12 protein-coding genes are annotated in these 15,089 nt (G+C 75.0%); 6 read left to right on the forward strand and 6 right to left on the reverse strand.

The features are described from left to right. The first annotated feature begins 50 nt into the window (after positions 1 to 50). The gene (locus PH191_RS06485) at positions 51 to 314 is read left to right on the forward strand and encodes a hypothetical protein (protein ID WP_274193811.1); all 264 of its coding nucleotides are present in this window, start codon (positions 51 to 53) and stop codon (positions 312 to 314) included. 74 nt (positions 315 to 388) lie between these two features. Next, positions 389 to 1,702, forward strand: coding sequence for an ABC1 kinase family protein (locus tag PH191_RS06490; RefSeq protein WP_274193812.1), 1,314 nt, complete (start codon positions 389 to 391; stop codon positions 1,700 to 1,702). Between the two features lie 154 nt (positions 1,703 to 1,856). Here PH191_RS06490 and PH191_RS06495 read toward each other — a convergent pair whose 3' ends face one another. Further along, positions 1,857 to 2,144, reverse strand: coding sequence for a WhiB family transcriptional regulator (locus PH191_RS06495; RefSeq protein WP_337994059.1), 288 nt, complete (start codon positions 2,142 to 2,144; stop codon positions 1,857 to 1,859). 553 nt (positions 2,145 to 2,697) lie between these two features. Next, the gene (locus PH191_RS06500) at positions 2,698 to 4,842 is read right to left on the reverse strand and encodes an ATP-dependent DNA helicase UvrD2 (RefSeq protein WP_274193814.1); all 2,145 of its coding nucleotides are present in this window, start codon (positions 4,840 to 4,842) and stop codon (positions 2,698 to 2,700) included. A gap of 102 nt (positions 4,843 to 4,944) precedes the next feature. Here PH191_RS06500 and PH191_RS06505 point away from each other — a divergent pair, with 102 nt between their 5' ends. Together PH191_RS06505 and PH191_RS06510 are read left to right on the forward strand one after the other, a co-directional pair. After that, positions 4,945 to 5,925, forward strand: a complete 981-nt coding sequence (locus PH191_RS06505) for an ATP-binding cassette domain-containing protein (RefSeq protein ID WP_274193815.1) — start codon at positions 4,945 to 4,947, stop codon at positions 5,923 to 5,925. Next, entirely contained in the window at positions 5,922 to 6,761 is an 840-nt protein-coding gene (locus tag PH191_RS06510; RefSeq protein ID WP_274193816.1) for an ABC transporter permease, read from the forward strand. The genes PH191_RS06505 and PH191_RS06510 overlap by 4 nt, the downstream gene beginning before the upstream one ends. Positions 6,762 to 6,764: 3 nt before the next feature. Here the strand turns inward: PH191_RS06510 and PH191_RS06515 are convergent, their stop codons facing one another. Further along, complete coding sequence (locus PH191_RS06515; protein ID WP_274193817.1) at positions 6,765 to 7,472, reverse strand: helix-turn-helix domain-containing protein; 708 nt, start codon at positions 7,470 to 7,472, stop codon at positions 6,765 to 6,767. Positions 7,473 to 7,569: 97 nt separating this feature from the next. Here PH191_RS06515 and PH191_RS06520 point away from each other — a divergent pair, with 97 nt between their 5' ends. Next, on the forward strand, positions 7,570 to 10,899 hold the full coding sequence (locus PH191_RS06520; protein ID WP_274193818.1) for a bifunctional proline dehydrogenase/L-glutamate gamma-semialdehyde dehydrogenase: 3,330 nt from the start codon (positions 7,570 to 7,572) through the stop codon (positions 10,897 to 10,899). A 37-nt stretch (positions 10,900 to 10,936) separates the two neighbouring features. Beyond that, the gene (locus PH191_RS06525; protein WP_274194674.1) at positions 10,937 to 11,182 is read left to right on the forward strand and encodes a mycoredoxin; all 246 of its coding nucleotides are present in this window, start codon (positions 10,937 to 10,939) and stop codon (positions 11,180 to 11,182) included. Between the two features lie 150 nt (positions 11,183 to 11,332). Here PH191_RS06525 and nudC read toward each other — a convergent pair whose 3' ends face one another. From nudC to PH191_RS06540, 3 genes are read right to left on the reverse strand one after another with little or no spacing between them, the layout of a single operon-like run. After that, a complete protein-coding gene (nudC, locus tag PH191_RS06530; RefSeq protein WP_274193819.1) occupies positions 11,333 to 12,424 on the reverse strand; it encodes an NAD(+) diphosphatase in 1,092 nt (363 codons plus the stop codon). Further along, the gene (locus PH191_RS06535; RefSeq protein WP_274193820.1) at positions 12,421 to 13,794 is read right to left on the reverse strand and encodes a M16 family metallopeptidase; all 1,374 of its coding nucleotides are present in this window, start codon (positions 13,792 to 13,794) and stop codon (positions 12,421 to 12,423) included. Before PH191_RS06535 ends, nudC begins: the two co-directional genes overlap by 4 nt. After that, positions 13,791 to 15,080: a M16 family metallopeptidase gene (locus PH191_RS06540; RefSeq protein ID WP_274193821.1), complete on the reverse strand. Its 1,290-nt coding sequence runs from the start codon at positions 15,078 to 15,080 to the stop codon at positions 13,791 to 13,793. Before PH191_RS06540 ends, PH191_RS06535 begins: the two co-directional genes overlap by 4 nt. Between the last annotated feature and the right edge of the window lie 9 nt (positions 15,081 to 15,089).

Here is a 15,089-nt window from a genome sequence, read left to right on the forward strand (position 1 = left end):
CGATCGGTGCGGTCGGCGATCCTCCCGGGAACCTCGAGAAGGAGACGGCCATGGCTCCCACCATGACGCAGCCCCCGGCGATCGACAGCCGCGGTCACGACCCCTTGATCACCGTGTTCGGCGCCGAGGGCGCGACCTACAGCTGCCCTGACCTGCAGTCGGTCGACGCCCACCTCGCGAGGCTGTGCGACCGGCTCGGGCACGCGACCCCGCGGTTCCCCGCGCTGATCGCGCTGTTCCGGTCGGAGATCGACCGTCTGCTCGACCGCCGCCGGTGGCTGGAGCTCGACGCGATGGTCGTCGACACGCTCTAGAGGACCGCTCCGCGACGCCGACGCGGGCCAACCTGGGCGCGCCGTCACGGAGCGCGCGAGGGACAATCGGCTACGTGACCGAAGACATCCCCCGACGGTCGGTCCAGCGGTCGGCCCGGCTGGCCTCGCTGCCGCTCGGATTCGCCTCCCGCACCGCGGCGGGCTGGGGTCGCCGGCTGGCCGGCGGCGACCAGGGCGAGATCACCGCGGACGTCGCCCGCCGGGGCGCCGAGCAGCTCTTCGCGGTGCTCGGCGAGCTCAAGGGCGGGGCCATGAAGTTCGGTCAGGCCCTCAGCGTCTTCGAGGCCGCCGTTCCCGACGAGCTGGCCGAGCCCTACCGCGAGGCGCTCACCCGGCTCCAGACCGCGGCGCCGCCGATGCCGGCCGCGCGCACCCACCGGGTGATGGCCGAGCAGTTCGGCCGCGGCTGGCGCGAGCGCTTCCAGGAGTTCGACGACACCCCGGCCGCCGCCGCGAGCATCGGGCAGGTGCACCGCGCGGTCTGGCACGACGGCCGGGACGTCGCGGTGAAGGTGCAGTACCCGGGCGCCGAGGAGGCCGTGATGGCCGACCTGCGCCAGCTCCAGCGCTTCAGCCGCCTGGTCCAGCCGCTGGTGCCCGGGATGGAGATCAAGCCGCTGCTCACCGAGCTGCGGGACCGCATGGCCGAGGAGCTCGACTACCGCGACGAGGCCGAGGCCCAGCGGGCGTTCGCGGCCGCGTACGAGGGAGACGAGCACGTCGTCGTGCCCCGGGTGGTGGCGTCGGCGCCCAAGGCGATGGTCTCCGAGTGGGTCACCGGCACACCGTTGTCGGCGATCATCCGGTCCGGCGAGCCCGAGGAGCGCGACCGCGTCGGTCTGCTGCTCTCGCGCTTCCACTTCTCGTCGCCCGCGCGGGTGGGCCTGCTGCACGCCGACCCGCACCCGGGCAACTTCCAGCTGCTGTCCGACGGGCGCCTGTGCGTCATCGACTTCGGGGCCGTCGCGAAGCTGCCCGACGGCCTGCCGCGCGAGCTGGGGCACATGCTGCGCCTGGCGGTCGAGGACCGCTCCGACGAGCTCCTGGAGCTGCTCAAGCAGCTGAACTTCGTGCTGCCCGGCGTCGACATGGGCTCCGACGAGGCGATCGCGTACCTCGGCCCGCTCACCGACCCGCTGCGCACCGAGAAGTTCCACTTCACGCGGTCGTGGCTGCGCGGGCAGGCCGACCGCCTGGGCGACCTGCGCCGCCCCGAGTTCACCACCGGCCGCGGGCTCAACCTGCCGCCGCAGTACCTGCTGGTGCACCGCGTGACGCTCGCGTCGGTGGCGGTGCTCTGCCAGCTCGACGCCGAGATCCCGCTGCGGGGCGTCTTCGAGAAGTGGCAGCCGGGCTTCGCCGCCTGAGCGGCTCGACGACACGACCGTCCGGGGCCCGGTGCGCACAGGACGCGCACCGGGCCCCCTTCTCCCCCTCGCGGGGTCCTGGGTGGCCGGAGTGAGGGTCACCCTCGCTGCTTCCCGAGCAGTCGGGGTGACCCTCGCTCGCGGCCGGGTGGGGTCAGGCGACCCCGGTGGCGGCCCGGGCGGCGGCGAGCTCCGCGTCCCGGGCGAGGTCGGCCTTGGACGGCCGGCCCCGGGGCCGCTTCCGGGCGATCACGGCGCCCCGGTCGAAGATCTCCCCGCCCCACACCCCGCAGTACTCCCGCCGCTCGAGCGCGCCGGCGAGGCACGCCCGCCGGATCGGGCAGGCACCGCAGAGGCCCTTGGCCCGTTCGAGGTCGGCCGGGGCCTCGGAGAACCAGAGGTCCTCCTCGGCGAGCCGGCAGGGGAGCTCGACGGAGGTCATGGCGTCGAAGAGGTCGGCGAACTCGGGACCGGGGTCGGGGGCGGTCGGGCGTTCGAGTAGTCCGGCGGGGGACACGGTGCTACCTCCGGTGGGCGGGTCGGCGGGGCCGGGAGCCGCGGAGGTGTCATCGACGGACGACGAAGGCCGCGGTCCCTGGAGCGGGTCCGCGGCCTCGTGTGATCCGGTGGGTCCTGAAGGTCAGGGACCCCACCGACGGGGCGCGGACGTCCGCTGCGGGTCGAAGGTCGGGAGGTTCGCGAGATCGCGCTCACGGACGACGGGGCGCTGCTGCTGTCCCCTCGGCCCGCACACGGCGATGCCCGATGGCATCAAGGCCGTGGAGCAACGCCAGCTCGCGACGTGGCGACCGGTGCCCGCGACGGTGACGATGTCCATGTCTGCGAGCCCCCTTCGGTGTCCCACGTGCGGCGAACCGCCCGACCGGCAGCCTCGTGCGCCGGTGTGTGATCGACCGTAGGGCGGTCCCGCGCAGGAGGGCAACGTATTTTCGAGAACTTTCCCGGCGATCGTCGGACCGGGCACGGACGGCCTCCTACGAGGCGTGCTCCCGCAGCAGGGTGAGCACCTCGGTGCCGTACCGCTCGAGCTTCGACGACCCGATCCCGGGGATGGCCACGAGCCCCGACGGGTCGGCGGGCCGCTGCTCGGCGAGCGCGATGAGCGTGGCGTCGGTGAACACCACGTAGGCGGGCACGGACCGGGACTTCGCCTCCGCGGAGCGCCACGTCCGGAGCGCCTCGAGGAGCTCCTCGTCGACGTCCGACGGGTGGGTGCTGCAGCGCCCGAGCTTCGCGGACGCGGGGTCCGCCAACGGCTTCCCGCAGAGCCGGCAGGTCGGCTTGCCCCGCGAGCCGCCGTTCTCGCCGCGGCCGGTGGGCACCCGGGCGGCCGGGTGCTCCTCGGGCACGAGGCCGTAGAGGAAGCGGCTGCGGCGCCGCGAGCGCCGCCCGCCGGCGTTGCGTGACAGCGCCCAGGACAGCCGCAGGTGCACGCGGGCACGGGTGACGCCGACGTAGAACAGCCGGCGCTCCTCCTCGACCGCGTCGTCGTCGCCGTCGGCGTGCTGGATGGGCATCGTGCCGTCGGTGAGCCCGACGAGGAACACGGCGTCCCACTCGAGGCCCTTCGCGGCGTGCAGGGACGCGAGCGTCACGCCCTGCACGGTCGGCGGGTGCTGGGCCTGCGCGCGGGCGTTCAGCTCGGTGAGGAAGGCGCCGAGGTCGGCCTCGGGGACGGTGGTGACGAGCTCCTCGGCGAGCTCGGCCAGCGCACGCAGCGACTCCCAGCGCTGGCGGGCCGCGCCCTCGCCCGCGGACCCGGCGGGCGGGGCCTCGGTCAGCCCCTGCTCGCCAAGGACCGCGCGCACCAGCGACACCATGTTGTCGCCGGTGGCGTCGTCCGGGGCGCGCGTCGCGGCGGTGCGCAGGGCGGCGATCGCGTTGCGGACCTCGGTGCGCTGGAAGAAGCGCTCGCCGCCGCGCACCTGGTAGGCGATCCCGGCGTCGCCGAGCGCCTTCTCGTAGGCCTCCGACTGGGCGTTCACGCGGTAGAGCACGGCGATCTCGGCCGGCGGGATGCCCTGCTCGACGAGCTCGCCGATCGCGGCGGCGACCGCCGTCGCCTCGGCGGGCTCGTCGTCGTGCTCGGCGAAGTCGGGCTCCGGGCCGGGCGGGCGCTGCCCCTCGAGGCGCAGCCGCGACCCGGCGGCACGCCCCCGGGCCGCCCCGATGACGGTGTTGGCCGCCGAGACGACCTGCGGGGTGGAGCGGTAGTCGCGCACGAGGCGCACGACCGTCGCCTCGGGGAAGACGCGCGGGAAGTCGAGCAGGTAGGACGGGCTGGCGCCGGCGAACGAGTAGATCGTCTGGTTGGCGTCCCCGACCACGGTGAGGTCGTCGCGCCCGCCGAGCCAGGCCCGCAGCAGGCGGTGCTGGGCCGGGGTGACGTCCTGGAACTCGTCGACCACGAAGCAGCGGTAGCGCTCGTGGAACTCGTGGGCGACCTCCGGGTGCTCCTCGAGCGCCGCGGACGTGTGCAGCAGGAGGTCGTCGAAGTCGAGCTGCTCGGCGCGGTTCTTGAGCGTCTCGTAGGTCTCGTAGACCTTCGCGACCTGCTCGACCGGGCCCGGGACGTCGCGGGCCGCCCGGCCGGCCGCCGCCGCGTAGTCGTCCGGGGCCACGAGCGACGCCTTGGCCCACTCGATCTCGCCGGCGAGGTCGCGCAGCGACTCGCGGGTGGTCGGCGCCCCGGCGCGCTGGGCGGCCTGCCCGACGAAGCGCAGCTTGCCCTCGAGCACCTCCCACGGCGACCCGCCGACCACGCGCGGCCAGAAGTAGCGCAGCTGGCGCAGGGCCGCGGCGTGGAAGGTGCGCGCCTGGACCGGCGGCCGGCCCGGACCGTCGACGCCCAGCGCGCGCAGCCGCGTGCGCATCTCGCCGGCCGCGCGGGCCGTGAACGTCACCGCGAGGACCTGGCCGGAGGAGACGTGCCCGCTGCCGACCAGGTGCGCGATGCGCCGGGTGATCGTCCGGGTCTTGCCCGTCCCGGCGCCGGCCAGCACGCACACAGGGCCCCGCGGCGCGAGCACCGCCGCACGCTGCTCGGGATCGAGCCCCGCCACCGCGTCCGACCCCGCCCCGTTCTCGCCGCTGCCCGCTGTACCGCCCACGAGGCTCATGCTCTCAACCCGGGCCGACGGCCGGGGGCGGGACGGGCCGGATGAGGGGCCGGGTCCGAAATCTCCACGACGGCTGTCGGACCCCTCTGACACGGTGGTGATGTGCCACCTGCCATCGAGGCCGACGGTCTCGTCAAGCGCTTCGGCGCCACCACCGCGCTCGCGGGTGCGAGCCTCTCCGCCGCCGAGGGCACCGTGCTGGGGGTGCTGGGGCCCAACGGTGCCGGCAAGACCACCGCGACGCGGGTGCTCGCCACGCTGCTCGCGCCCGACGAGGGGCGCGCCGTCGTCGGAGGCTACAACGTCATCACCGAGCCGCACCGGGTGCGCTCGCTCATCGGGCTCACCGGGCAGTACGCCGGGGTCGACGAGGCGCTCACCGGCACCGAGAACCTCGTGCTCATCGCCCGACTCCTCGGCCAGGGGCGCGCCGCGGCCAAGGCCCGGGCCGCCGATCTCCTCGGGCAGTTCGGGCTCAGCGACGCGGCCGGGCGCGCCGCGCGCACCTACTCCGGGGGCATGCGCCGCCGGCTCGACCTCGCGGCGTCGCTGGTCGGGCGTCCGCGCATCCTCTTCCTCGACGAGCCCACCACCGGGCTCGACCCGGCGAGCCGCAACGAGCTGTGGGGCATGGTGCGCAGGCTCACCGACGACGGCGTGACGGTGCTGCTCACCACGCAGTACCTCGAGGAGGCCGATCAGCTCGCCGACGACATCGTCGTCATCGATCGCGGCGCGGTGGTCGCCACCGGCACGCCGGACGACCTCAAGGCCCGCGCCGGCGGCGCCGTGCTCCAGATGCGCCCCACCGACCCCGGGCAGGTGGCGGTCGTGACGCGGATCGCGGGCGAGCTCGCCGGCAGCACACCGACGGTCGACCAGGACACGGTCTCGGTCCCCGCGGGCGACGACGCGCTCATGCCCGCCGTCGTCCGCCGCCTCGACGACGTCGGCGTGCGCCTCGCCGAGCTGACGTTGCGGCGCGCCACCCTCGACGAGGTCTTCCTCGCGCTCACCGGCCGCCACGCGGTCCCCGGGTCCAGCACCGACTCCGACAGCACGACCGACCGGGAGCTGGTGTGACCCTCGACCGCACGCTGGCGGGGCGCCCCGCCGCCGATCTCCCCGCCGCGCCGCCGCCCCCGTCCCGGCGCGCGACGCCCGCCCAGTGGGCGAGCCAGTCGCTCACCATGGCCTGGCGCAGCCTCGTCCAGATCAAGCACAACCCCTCCGAGCTGCTCGACCTGTCGATCCAGCCGATCATGTTCGTGCTGCTGTTCACGTTCGTGTTCGGCGGGGCGATCGGTGGCTCCACCGACGCCTACCTGCAGTTCTCGCTCGGCGGGCTGATCGCGCAGAACGCGCTGTTCCTCACCGTGTACACGGCCACCGGGCTGGCGACCGACCTGCAGAAGGGCACCTTCGACCGCTTCCGCAGCCTGCCGATCGCCCGGTCGGCACCGCTGTCCGGGCGGATCATGGGCGACGTGGTGCGCCAGCTCTGGTCGCTGGTCGTGTTGCTCGCTGTCGGGGTGGCGCTCGGGTTCCGCATCACCACCAGCCCGCTCGCGGTGCTCGCCGCGTTCGGGCTGCTCGTCGCGTTCACCGTCGCGTTCTCGTGGACCTCGGTGCTGCTCGGGGTCCTGGCGCGCGATCCGGAGAAGGTGCAGATCTACGGGTTCACCGTGCTCTTCCCGCTGACGTTCGCGAGCAACGCCTTCGCGCCCACCCAGACGATGCCGGACTGGCTGCAGGCCTGGGTGTCGATCAACCCCGTGACGCGGCTGGCCGACGCCCTGCGCGGGCTCCTGGTCGGCGGGCCGGTGGCCGCCAACGTCGTCGCCACCCTGCTCTGGGGCGTGGCGTTCGCGGCGGTGTTCGGGCCGCTCGCCGTCTGGGCGCTCCGCACGCGCGTCTGAGCCCTACCGAGCCCGGCGCCGGTACTGTCCCGGCGTCTCGCCCGCGAGGCGGGCGAACTGCCGGGTGAACGCAGGCTGGTCGTGGAAGCCGCAGGCGGCGGCGATCTCGGCCAGCGGGGTGGCCGTACCCGTGAGCAGGGCCCGGGCGTGGTCGATGCGCGTGCGCAGCACGAACTGCGTGGGCGCGAGGCCGAACACCCGCCGCATCCGCCGCTCGAGCACCGAGGTCGAGCAGCCCGCCGCGACGGCCATCTCCTCCACCCGGGGCGGGCGGTCGGGGCGGCTCGCGGCGAGCTCGACCGCGCGGGCGAGGGCGGGCAGGGACGGGTCGGAGTCCTCGGGGGCGCGGAGATCCTCGGAGACGCTGACGATGCCGACGACGACGTCGCCGTCGTGCACGGGGAGCTTCGTCGTCACGTACCAGCCGGCGACGCCGTTCCCGCGGCGGATGAGCTCGAGCTCGTGGCGCAGCGGACGCCCGGAGGTCAGCACGGCCGCGTCCTGCTCCTCGTAGCGCTCGGCGAGGGCCGGGACGAACAGGTCGCGCGCCCGTCGGCCCAGCACCGCCGCGCGGGTGCGCTCGCGGGTGCGCCGCACGAAGGCGTCGTTGACCTCGGTGTAGCGGCCGTCGGCGTCCTTGGCGCAGAACATCACGCCGGTGAGCTCGCCGAAGAGCTCGAGCAGCGCGTCGACTCCCGGCGGGGTGGGCACGGCCCGAGGATGCCCCGGCGCGCGTGGTGTCGATCCGGCGCCGGGGCCGTCGAATCCGGACAAGACCCCGGCGCCCGGATCGGGCCACGATGGAGCCATGACCGAGCAGCTCGCGCCGACCACCCACGGGGCCGCCGGCGGTATCCCCGACGAGCTCGTCGAGCGGGCCGTCGCCCGTGCCGACCAGTGGGCACGGGCCGGCGCCGTCGGGGCGGCCACCGGGCCCTCGGCGCAGCTCGCCGCCCTCATGCACGATCCGGCCGGCGTCGACTTCACCCTGCGCTTCGTCGACCGCGTCGCCCGCCCGGCCGACGACCACGTCGCCGCCCGGGAGCTCGCGCGCCTGGCCGGCCCGGACGCGCCGCTGCCGGACTTCATCGGCGGGGCCGACCGGGCGCTGCTGCGCACCGGCGCGAGGCTCGCCCCGCGGGCACCTCGAGTCGTGGTGCCGCTCGCGCGGCGCCGGCTCCGGGCCCTCGTCGGCCACCTGATCGTCGACGCCGACGGCCGCGGGCTGGAGCGCCGCCTGGAGGAGGCCCGCGCGGAGGGCTTCCGGCTGAACCTCAACCTGCTCGGCGAGGCGGTGCTCGGCGAGGAGGAGGCGGACCGTCGGCTCGCCCGCACGATGGACCTGCTGCGCCGCGGCGACGTCGACTACGTCTCGGTGAAGGCGTCGTCGGTGGCGAGCCAGCTCGTGCCGTGGGACCTCGAGGGCAGCCGCGACCGGCTCGTCGAGCGTCTGACCCCGCTGTTCCGCCTGGCGCGCGAGACCGGCTCCTTCGTGAACCTCGACATGGAGGAGTACAAGGACCTCGACCTCACCGTCGCCCTGTTCACGACCCTGCTGGACCGCCCGGAGTTCACCGGGTCGGAGGCCGGGATCGTGCTGCAGGCCTACCTCCCCGACGCCCTCGGCGCGCTGGAGGAGCTGGCCGCGTTCGCCCGTCGCCGGGTCGCGGCGGGGGGCGCTCCGATCAAGGTCCGGCTGGTCAAGGGCGCGAACCTCGCGATGGAGAAGGTCGACGCCGAGGTGCACGACTGGCCGCAGGCGCCGTACACGACGAAGGCGGAGGTCGACGCGAACTACGTGCGCCTGCTCGACCGGGCGATCGGGGGCGACCTCGTCGACGCGCTGCGCCTCGGCGTCGCCAGCCACCACCTCCACCACGTCGCGCTGGCCGTCGAGCTCGCTGCCGCCCGCGACGCCGAGCGCCAGATCGACGTCGAGATGCTGCAGGGCATGGCGCCGGCGCAGGCGAAGGTGGTCGCGCGCGACGTGCGGGAGCAGCTCGTGCTCTACACGCCGGTGGTGCACACCGGCGACTTCGACGCCGCCGTCTCCTACCTCGTGCGCCGGCTCGAGGAGAACGCCTCGCCGGAGAACTACCTCTACGCGCTGTTCTCCGACGCCGGGCCCGCCTCGTACACCGACCGCTTCCGGGCCTCGGTGCGCGACCGCGACGCGGTGCCGGCGACGCCGAGGCGCTCCGCGCACGTGAGTGATCCGGGTCGTCCTGGCGACCCGGATCACTCACGGGCGAAGCATTTCGTCAACGAGCCCGACACCGACCCCTCGCTGGCCGCGAACCGCGAGTGGGCGCTGCGGGCGATCGCCGCCCCTGGCCCCGGGGTGCGCGAGCCCGAGCTCACGGATCCCGCCGCCGTGGACGCGGTGGTCGACCGGGCCACCGCCTCGTCGTGGGGCCGGCGAACGGGTTCGGAGCGTGCCGCCGTCCTGCGCGAGGCCGCCCGCGCCCTCGCCGCGGCGCGCGGGGACCTGCTCACCGTGATGGTCGACGAGGCCGGCAAGACGATCGCCGAGGCGGACCCGGAGATCTCCGAGGCGATCGACTTCGCGGCGTACTACGCGGACCGGGCCGAGGAGCTGGAGGGCGCGCCGTTCACCCCGGACCGGGTCGTCGTCGTGACCCCGCCCTGGAACTTCCCGATCGCCATCCCGCTCGGCGGCTGCGTCGCGGCCCTGGCCGCCGGGGCGTCGGTGGTGATCAAGCCGGCGCCGCAGGTGCGGGCGTGCGCCGAGGTCGGCGTCGCCGCCCTGCACCGCGGCGGCATCCCCGCCGACGCCCTGCAGCTCGTGCACACCGACGAGGGGGACGCCGGGCGGCGCCTCGTCACGCACCCGGCCGTCGACCACGTGGTGCTCACCGGGGCGTCGCAGACCGCGGAGCTGTTCCGGTCGTGGCGCACCGACCTGCGGCTGGTCGCCGAGACCAGCGGCAAGAACGCGCTGGTCATCACCCCCAGCGCCGACCCGGACCTCGCCGTCGCCGACCTCGTGCGCTCGGCGTTCGGGCACGCGGGGCAGAAGTGCTCGGCGGCGTCGCTCGCGATCCTCGTCGGATCGATGCGGTCGACGCGCACCGCGGCCGGGTCGCGGTTCCACCGCCAGCTCGTCGACGCGGTCCGCACCCTGCGCGTCGGTCACGGCAGCGACCCGTCGACGACGATGGGGCCCCTGATCGGGCCGCCGGACGAGAAGCTCGAGCGGGCGTTGACCCGCCTCGACCGGGGCGAGACGTGGCTGGTCGAGCCCCGCAGGCTCGGCGCGTCGCTCTGGACACCGGGTGTGAAGGCGCCGGTGGCGCCCGGTGCGTGGTTCCACCTCACCGAGTGCTTCGGGCCGGTGCTCGGGCTCATGCACGCGGCGGACCTCGACGAGGCGATCGCGCTGCAGAACGCCACGGGCTACGGGCTCACCGGTGGCCTGCACGCCCTCGACCCCGACGAGATCGCCCACTGGAGCGAGCACGTCGAGGTCGGCAACGCCTACGTCAACCGCCACATCACGGGCGCGATCGTGCAGCGTCAGTCGTTCGGGGGCTGGAAGGGCTCCGTGGTCGGGCCGGGCGCGAAGCCCGGCGGCCCGAACTACGTCGCCCAGTTCGGGACGTGGCACGACGGCCCGGTCGAGGAGCTCCCCTCGGCGCCCCTCGCGCCGCCCGTCGCGGCGCTGCTCGCGGACGAGGCGCCGCGCTGGGACGTGGCGGACCTCGCGTGGCTGCGCGCCGCCGCCGGGTCGGACGCCGCCGCCTGGCGCGACGAGTTCTCCGTCGAGCACGACCCGACGGGCCTGCGCGCCGAGGCCAACGTCTTCCGCTACCGGCCGCTGCCCGCGCTGCGGCTGGTGGTCGGCTCCGACGCCGCCCCGCGCGACGTGCTGCGGGCCCGCCTCGCGGCGGCGTGCGCCGGGGTGCCGGTGACGGAGTTCGCGGGCTCGCCCGAGGCGGGCGAGCGGCTGCGCGTCGTCGGGACCGTGCCCGCCGACCTCCAGCGGGCCGCGGCCTCGGTCGGCGCGTCCCTCGTCGACGCCCCGGTGGTGGCCGACGGTCGGCGCGAGATGCTCACGGTGCTTCGTGAGCAGGCGATCAGCCGCACGCGGCACCGCTTCGGTCACGTCGAGGACTGAATCCGGCCCTCGAGGCGTTGCACCGGGCGTGGCACAGATGACGATGTACACGACCAGCTGGTGCGGGTTCTGTCGGCGCCTCAAGACCCAGCTCGACCGCGAGGGCATCGGGTACGAGGAGGTCGACATCGAGCGCGTCCCGGACGCCGCCGAGATCGTCACCAAGGTCAACGGCGGCAACCGCACCGTGCCGACGGTCGTCTACCCCGACGGCAGCGCGGCGACGAACCCCAGCTTCGCCGAGGTCAAGGAGACGCTGGCGCGCGTCGAGGCCGCTTCCTGAGCGCCTGACCTGTCGGAACGAACGCGCTGTTCGCTGCTTCTATGCGCACGAACGGCGCGTTCGTTGCGTCCGGGGTCCGGCACCCCGTGGCGCGAACGGGAACTTTGCGCGCGTAGAAGCAGCGAACAGCGCGTTCGTTGCAACTACGAGTCAGCCGGCGGCGGCCCAGGCCTCGAGCATGGCGCGGGCGATGGAGACGCCACCGGGCAGGATGAGCTCGCGCCCGGCGCCCGCCTCGAACGCCGTGCCGCCGACGCCCTGGGCGCCGCGAGGGGTCCCGTCCCGATGCGACCACTCCCCCGCGTCCAGGGCCTCGCGGAGCTCGGCGCGGGTGACCCAGCGGGCGCCCTCGATCTCGCCCTCCTGCAGCCTGATCGGCTGGTCGGGGTCGGCGACGGCGGAGAAGCCGATCATCAGCGAGCGCGGGAACGGCCACGGCTGCGAGCCGAGGTACGAGATCGTGTGGACGTCCACGCCGACCTCCTCGGCGCACTCGCGGGCGACGCACGCCTCGAGCGACTCGCCGGCCTCGACGAAGCCCGCCAGCACCGAGTAGCGCCCGGTCGGCCAGATCGGCTGGCGCGCGAGCAGCACGCGGGCCTGGTCGCCCGCCGTGCCGTCGTGCACCAGGCAGATCATCGACGGGTCGGTGCGCGGGTACTCCTCGTGCTGGTGCGCGGTGCACAGGCGCACCCAGCCCGCCTTGATCGCGTACATCTCCGACCCGTCCCGGGCACAGAAGCGGCTGCGGTCGTGCCAGTTGAGCAGGGCCACCGCGGTGGTGAGCAGGCCGGCGCCCCGCGCGTCGAGGTCGGCGCCCGAGGTGCGCAGGTCGGTCCAGTTCTCGTGGTCCGGGCCCCCGCCCGCGCGCGCCCACTGCTCGGCGGTCATGAACCCCGAGCCCGCGTCGTTGGCGTGCGCCTCGGCCGGGTCGGGCACGCGGACGGCCCAGTACGCCGTCCCGTCCTCCTCGCCGAGCAGCACCGCGTCGTCGGGCGTCTCGTCGCCGAGGGTGCTGGTCGGCGCCATGAGCAGCGTCACGGCACCGCCCTCGCCCCGCTCGACCGGTGTCCGGCCGTGCGGGTCGATGAGCACGACGCGGGCGTCGGGCCACAGCGCGCGGCTGTGCGCCGGGTCGACGCGCAGCTGCTCGCGGCGGTCGACCGTCGAGCGCGACAGCGACGGGTCCTCGTCGAGGTGGAAGACGGCGCGCAGGTCGGGCCCCGCGGTCCCTGACGTCACGGGATCTCCACTCCACCGAGGGCGCGCAGCCCGGGACCGGTCCGTGCGGCGTCGGCCACCACGACCCCGGTGAACCTCGTCGGCGCGAAGAACTCCGCCGCGGCCGCCGCGACCTCGTCGGTGGTGACGGCCTCGAGGCGCGCCGGGTGCTCGCGCACCCACGCCGACGACAGCCCGTGCGCGGCGAGCGCCGCGACCGTCGAGGCGTAGCCGGCCTGGGTCGTCATCGAGATCAGCAGCGAGCCCACGAGGTAGCGCCGCGCCGACTCGACCTCGTCGTCGGTCGGCGGCACCACCGCGAGCCGGCCCAGCTCGTAGCGCGCCTCGAGCAGCGCCGGGGCGGTGACCTCGGACGCGACGTCGGTCTCCACCGACAGCACCGCGCCGTGCGGATCGAGCTCGAGGCTCGACGACGCGTGGTAGGTGTAGCCCTTGTCCTCGCGCAGGTTCTCCACCAGGCGCGACGAGAAGTAGCCGCCGAGCGCCAGGTTCGCCAGCTGTAGCGCGGGATAGCGCGGGTCGGTCCGCCCGACCGCCGGCGCGGAGAGCCGCAGCTGCGACTGCACGGCGCCCGGCCGGTCGACGAGCAGCAGGTCGCGGGCCCGGAGCTCCGGCAGGGCCGGCAACGGGGCCGCCTGCCCGCCCGACCAGCCCGCGAGCGCCTTGTCCACCCGCGCGACGGCGTCGGTCGGGTCGAGGTCGCCGACGAGCACGAGCACCGAGCCGCCGGGCAGCAGGGCCGAGGCCTGCAGCGACCGCACGGCGTCCGCGGTCACCGCGGTGACCTCCTCGGGCCGCGGCATCTCGCGCGTGACCGGGTGCGCGCCGTAGCGGCGTTCCTGCAGCGCGCGCCGGGCGATCACCGACGGCTGCGCGGACGCCAGCTCGATCCGCTCGACGAGCCGCTCCCGCTCGCGGGCGAGCTCGTCCTCGGGGTGGGTCGCCGCGAGCACGAGGTCGGCGAGCACGTCGAGCAGGGTGTCGAGGCCCTCGGCCAGCGCGTGCCCGGAGACCGACAGGCGCTCGGGGTCGACCGAGAACCCGATCTCGCCGCCGACGCCGGCCAGGTCGTCGTCGATGCCGACGCGGCTGCGCGACGAGGTGCCGGACAGGATCGTCGTCGCGAGGACCTCGGCGACCGCGGCATGGGCCGAGTCGTCACGCTCGCTGGTGTCGGCGAACGGGACCCGCAGCCGCAGCTCCACCATCGGGACGTCGGGGCGGCGCACCGCGACGACGCGCAGGCCCGAGCCGAGGACGGTGTCGACCTCCTCGGGCGCGGGCACCGAGCGCTGCGGGCCCAGCGGGGGCAGGTCGCGGGGGCCCGTGGGGGTGCTGCCGATCTCCTCGGCGCTGCGGCGCCCGGTCATGCCGCACCTCCCGGCGTGACGGTGAGGACGGCGCGCTGATCGGGTCGCAGGGACCCGGCGGCGGCCGCGACGGCCGACGGCTCGACCGCGGCGATGAGGCCGGGCAGCTCGTCGGCGAGCTCGGCGCGGCCCTGGACCAGCTCGGCCGAACCGAGGGCGAGCATGCGGCTCATCAGGCGGTCGTGCTCCCGGTGCAGCGAGGAGGCCCAGCGGGCGGTGACCCGGCGCAGCTCGTCGGGGTCGGGACCCTCGGCGGCGAGGGTCGCGAGCTCGTCGTCGACCGCGCCGCTGATCCGCTGCGGGTCGACCGTGCCGGGGTGCACGGCGGTGATCGTGAACGTGTCGGGGTCGCGGGCGTCCAGCGGGGCGCCCATGAGCCCGCAGGAGGCGGAGACGTCGGTGACGAGCTCGTCGCCGTACACCAGGCGCTGGGTCAACCGCGCCGCCTCGCCGTCGGTGAGCAGGCTCGCCAGCACGGCGTGCGCGAGGTACCCGGGCAGGTCGGCCTGCGGGTCGGGCAGGCGGTACCCCAGGGCCAGGGCCGGCAGCGGGGCGTTCACGTCGACCACCGACTCCCGGCGCTCCCCGTCGGGCGGGGGCTCGGCGAAGCTCGGACGCGTCGGCACCGCACGGGCCGGGATGTCGCCGAAGTGCTTGTCGACGAGCGCCGCCGTCTCGTCCGGGTCGAGGTCCCCGACGAGGGTGAGCACCGCGTTGCCCGGCGCGTAGTAGGCGTCGAAGAACGCGGCGGCGTCGTCGAGGGAGGCCTGCTCGAGGTCGGTGAAGTCGCCGTACCCGTTGTGGGCGTTCGGGTAGGTGTCGTAGAGCACCGGCGGCAGCAGGATCCAGGGGAAGCCGCCGTAGGGCCGGTTGAGGACGTTGAGGCGGATCTCCTCCTTGACCACGTCCACCTGGTTGCGCAGGTTCTCCTGCGTCAGGCGCGGGGCGCGCAGCCGGTCGGCCTCGAGGAACAGCGCCCGCTCCAGCGCCGCCGACGGCAGGACCTCGAAGTAGTTCGTGTAGTCCTGGTGCGTCGAGCCGTTGAAGACGCCGCCCGACGACTGCACGTGCCGGAAGTGGGCGAGCTTCTCCAGGCTCTCCGAGCCCTGGAACATCAGGTGCTCGAAGAGGTGGGCGAACCCGGTGCGGCCCTCGGGCTCGGAGCGGAAGCCGACGTCCACGTGGACGGCGACGCCCACGACGGGGGCGGCCGGGTCGGGCACCAGGAGCACGCGCAGCCCGTTGTCGAGCACACGTCGGTGCAGCCCCCGTGCGGGGGCGGTCACGCTGGAGGT

Source organism: Actinomycetospora callitridis (genome assembly GCF_028737265.1).
GTDB lineage: Bacteria > Actinomycetota > Actinomycetes > Mycobacteriales > Pseudonocardiaceae > Actinomycetospora > Actinomycetospora callitridis.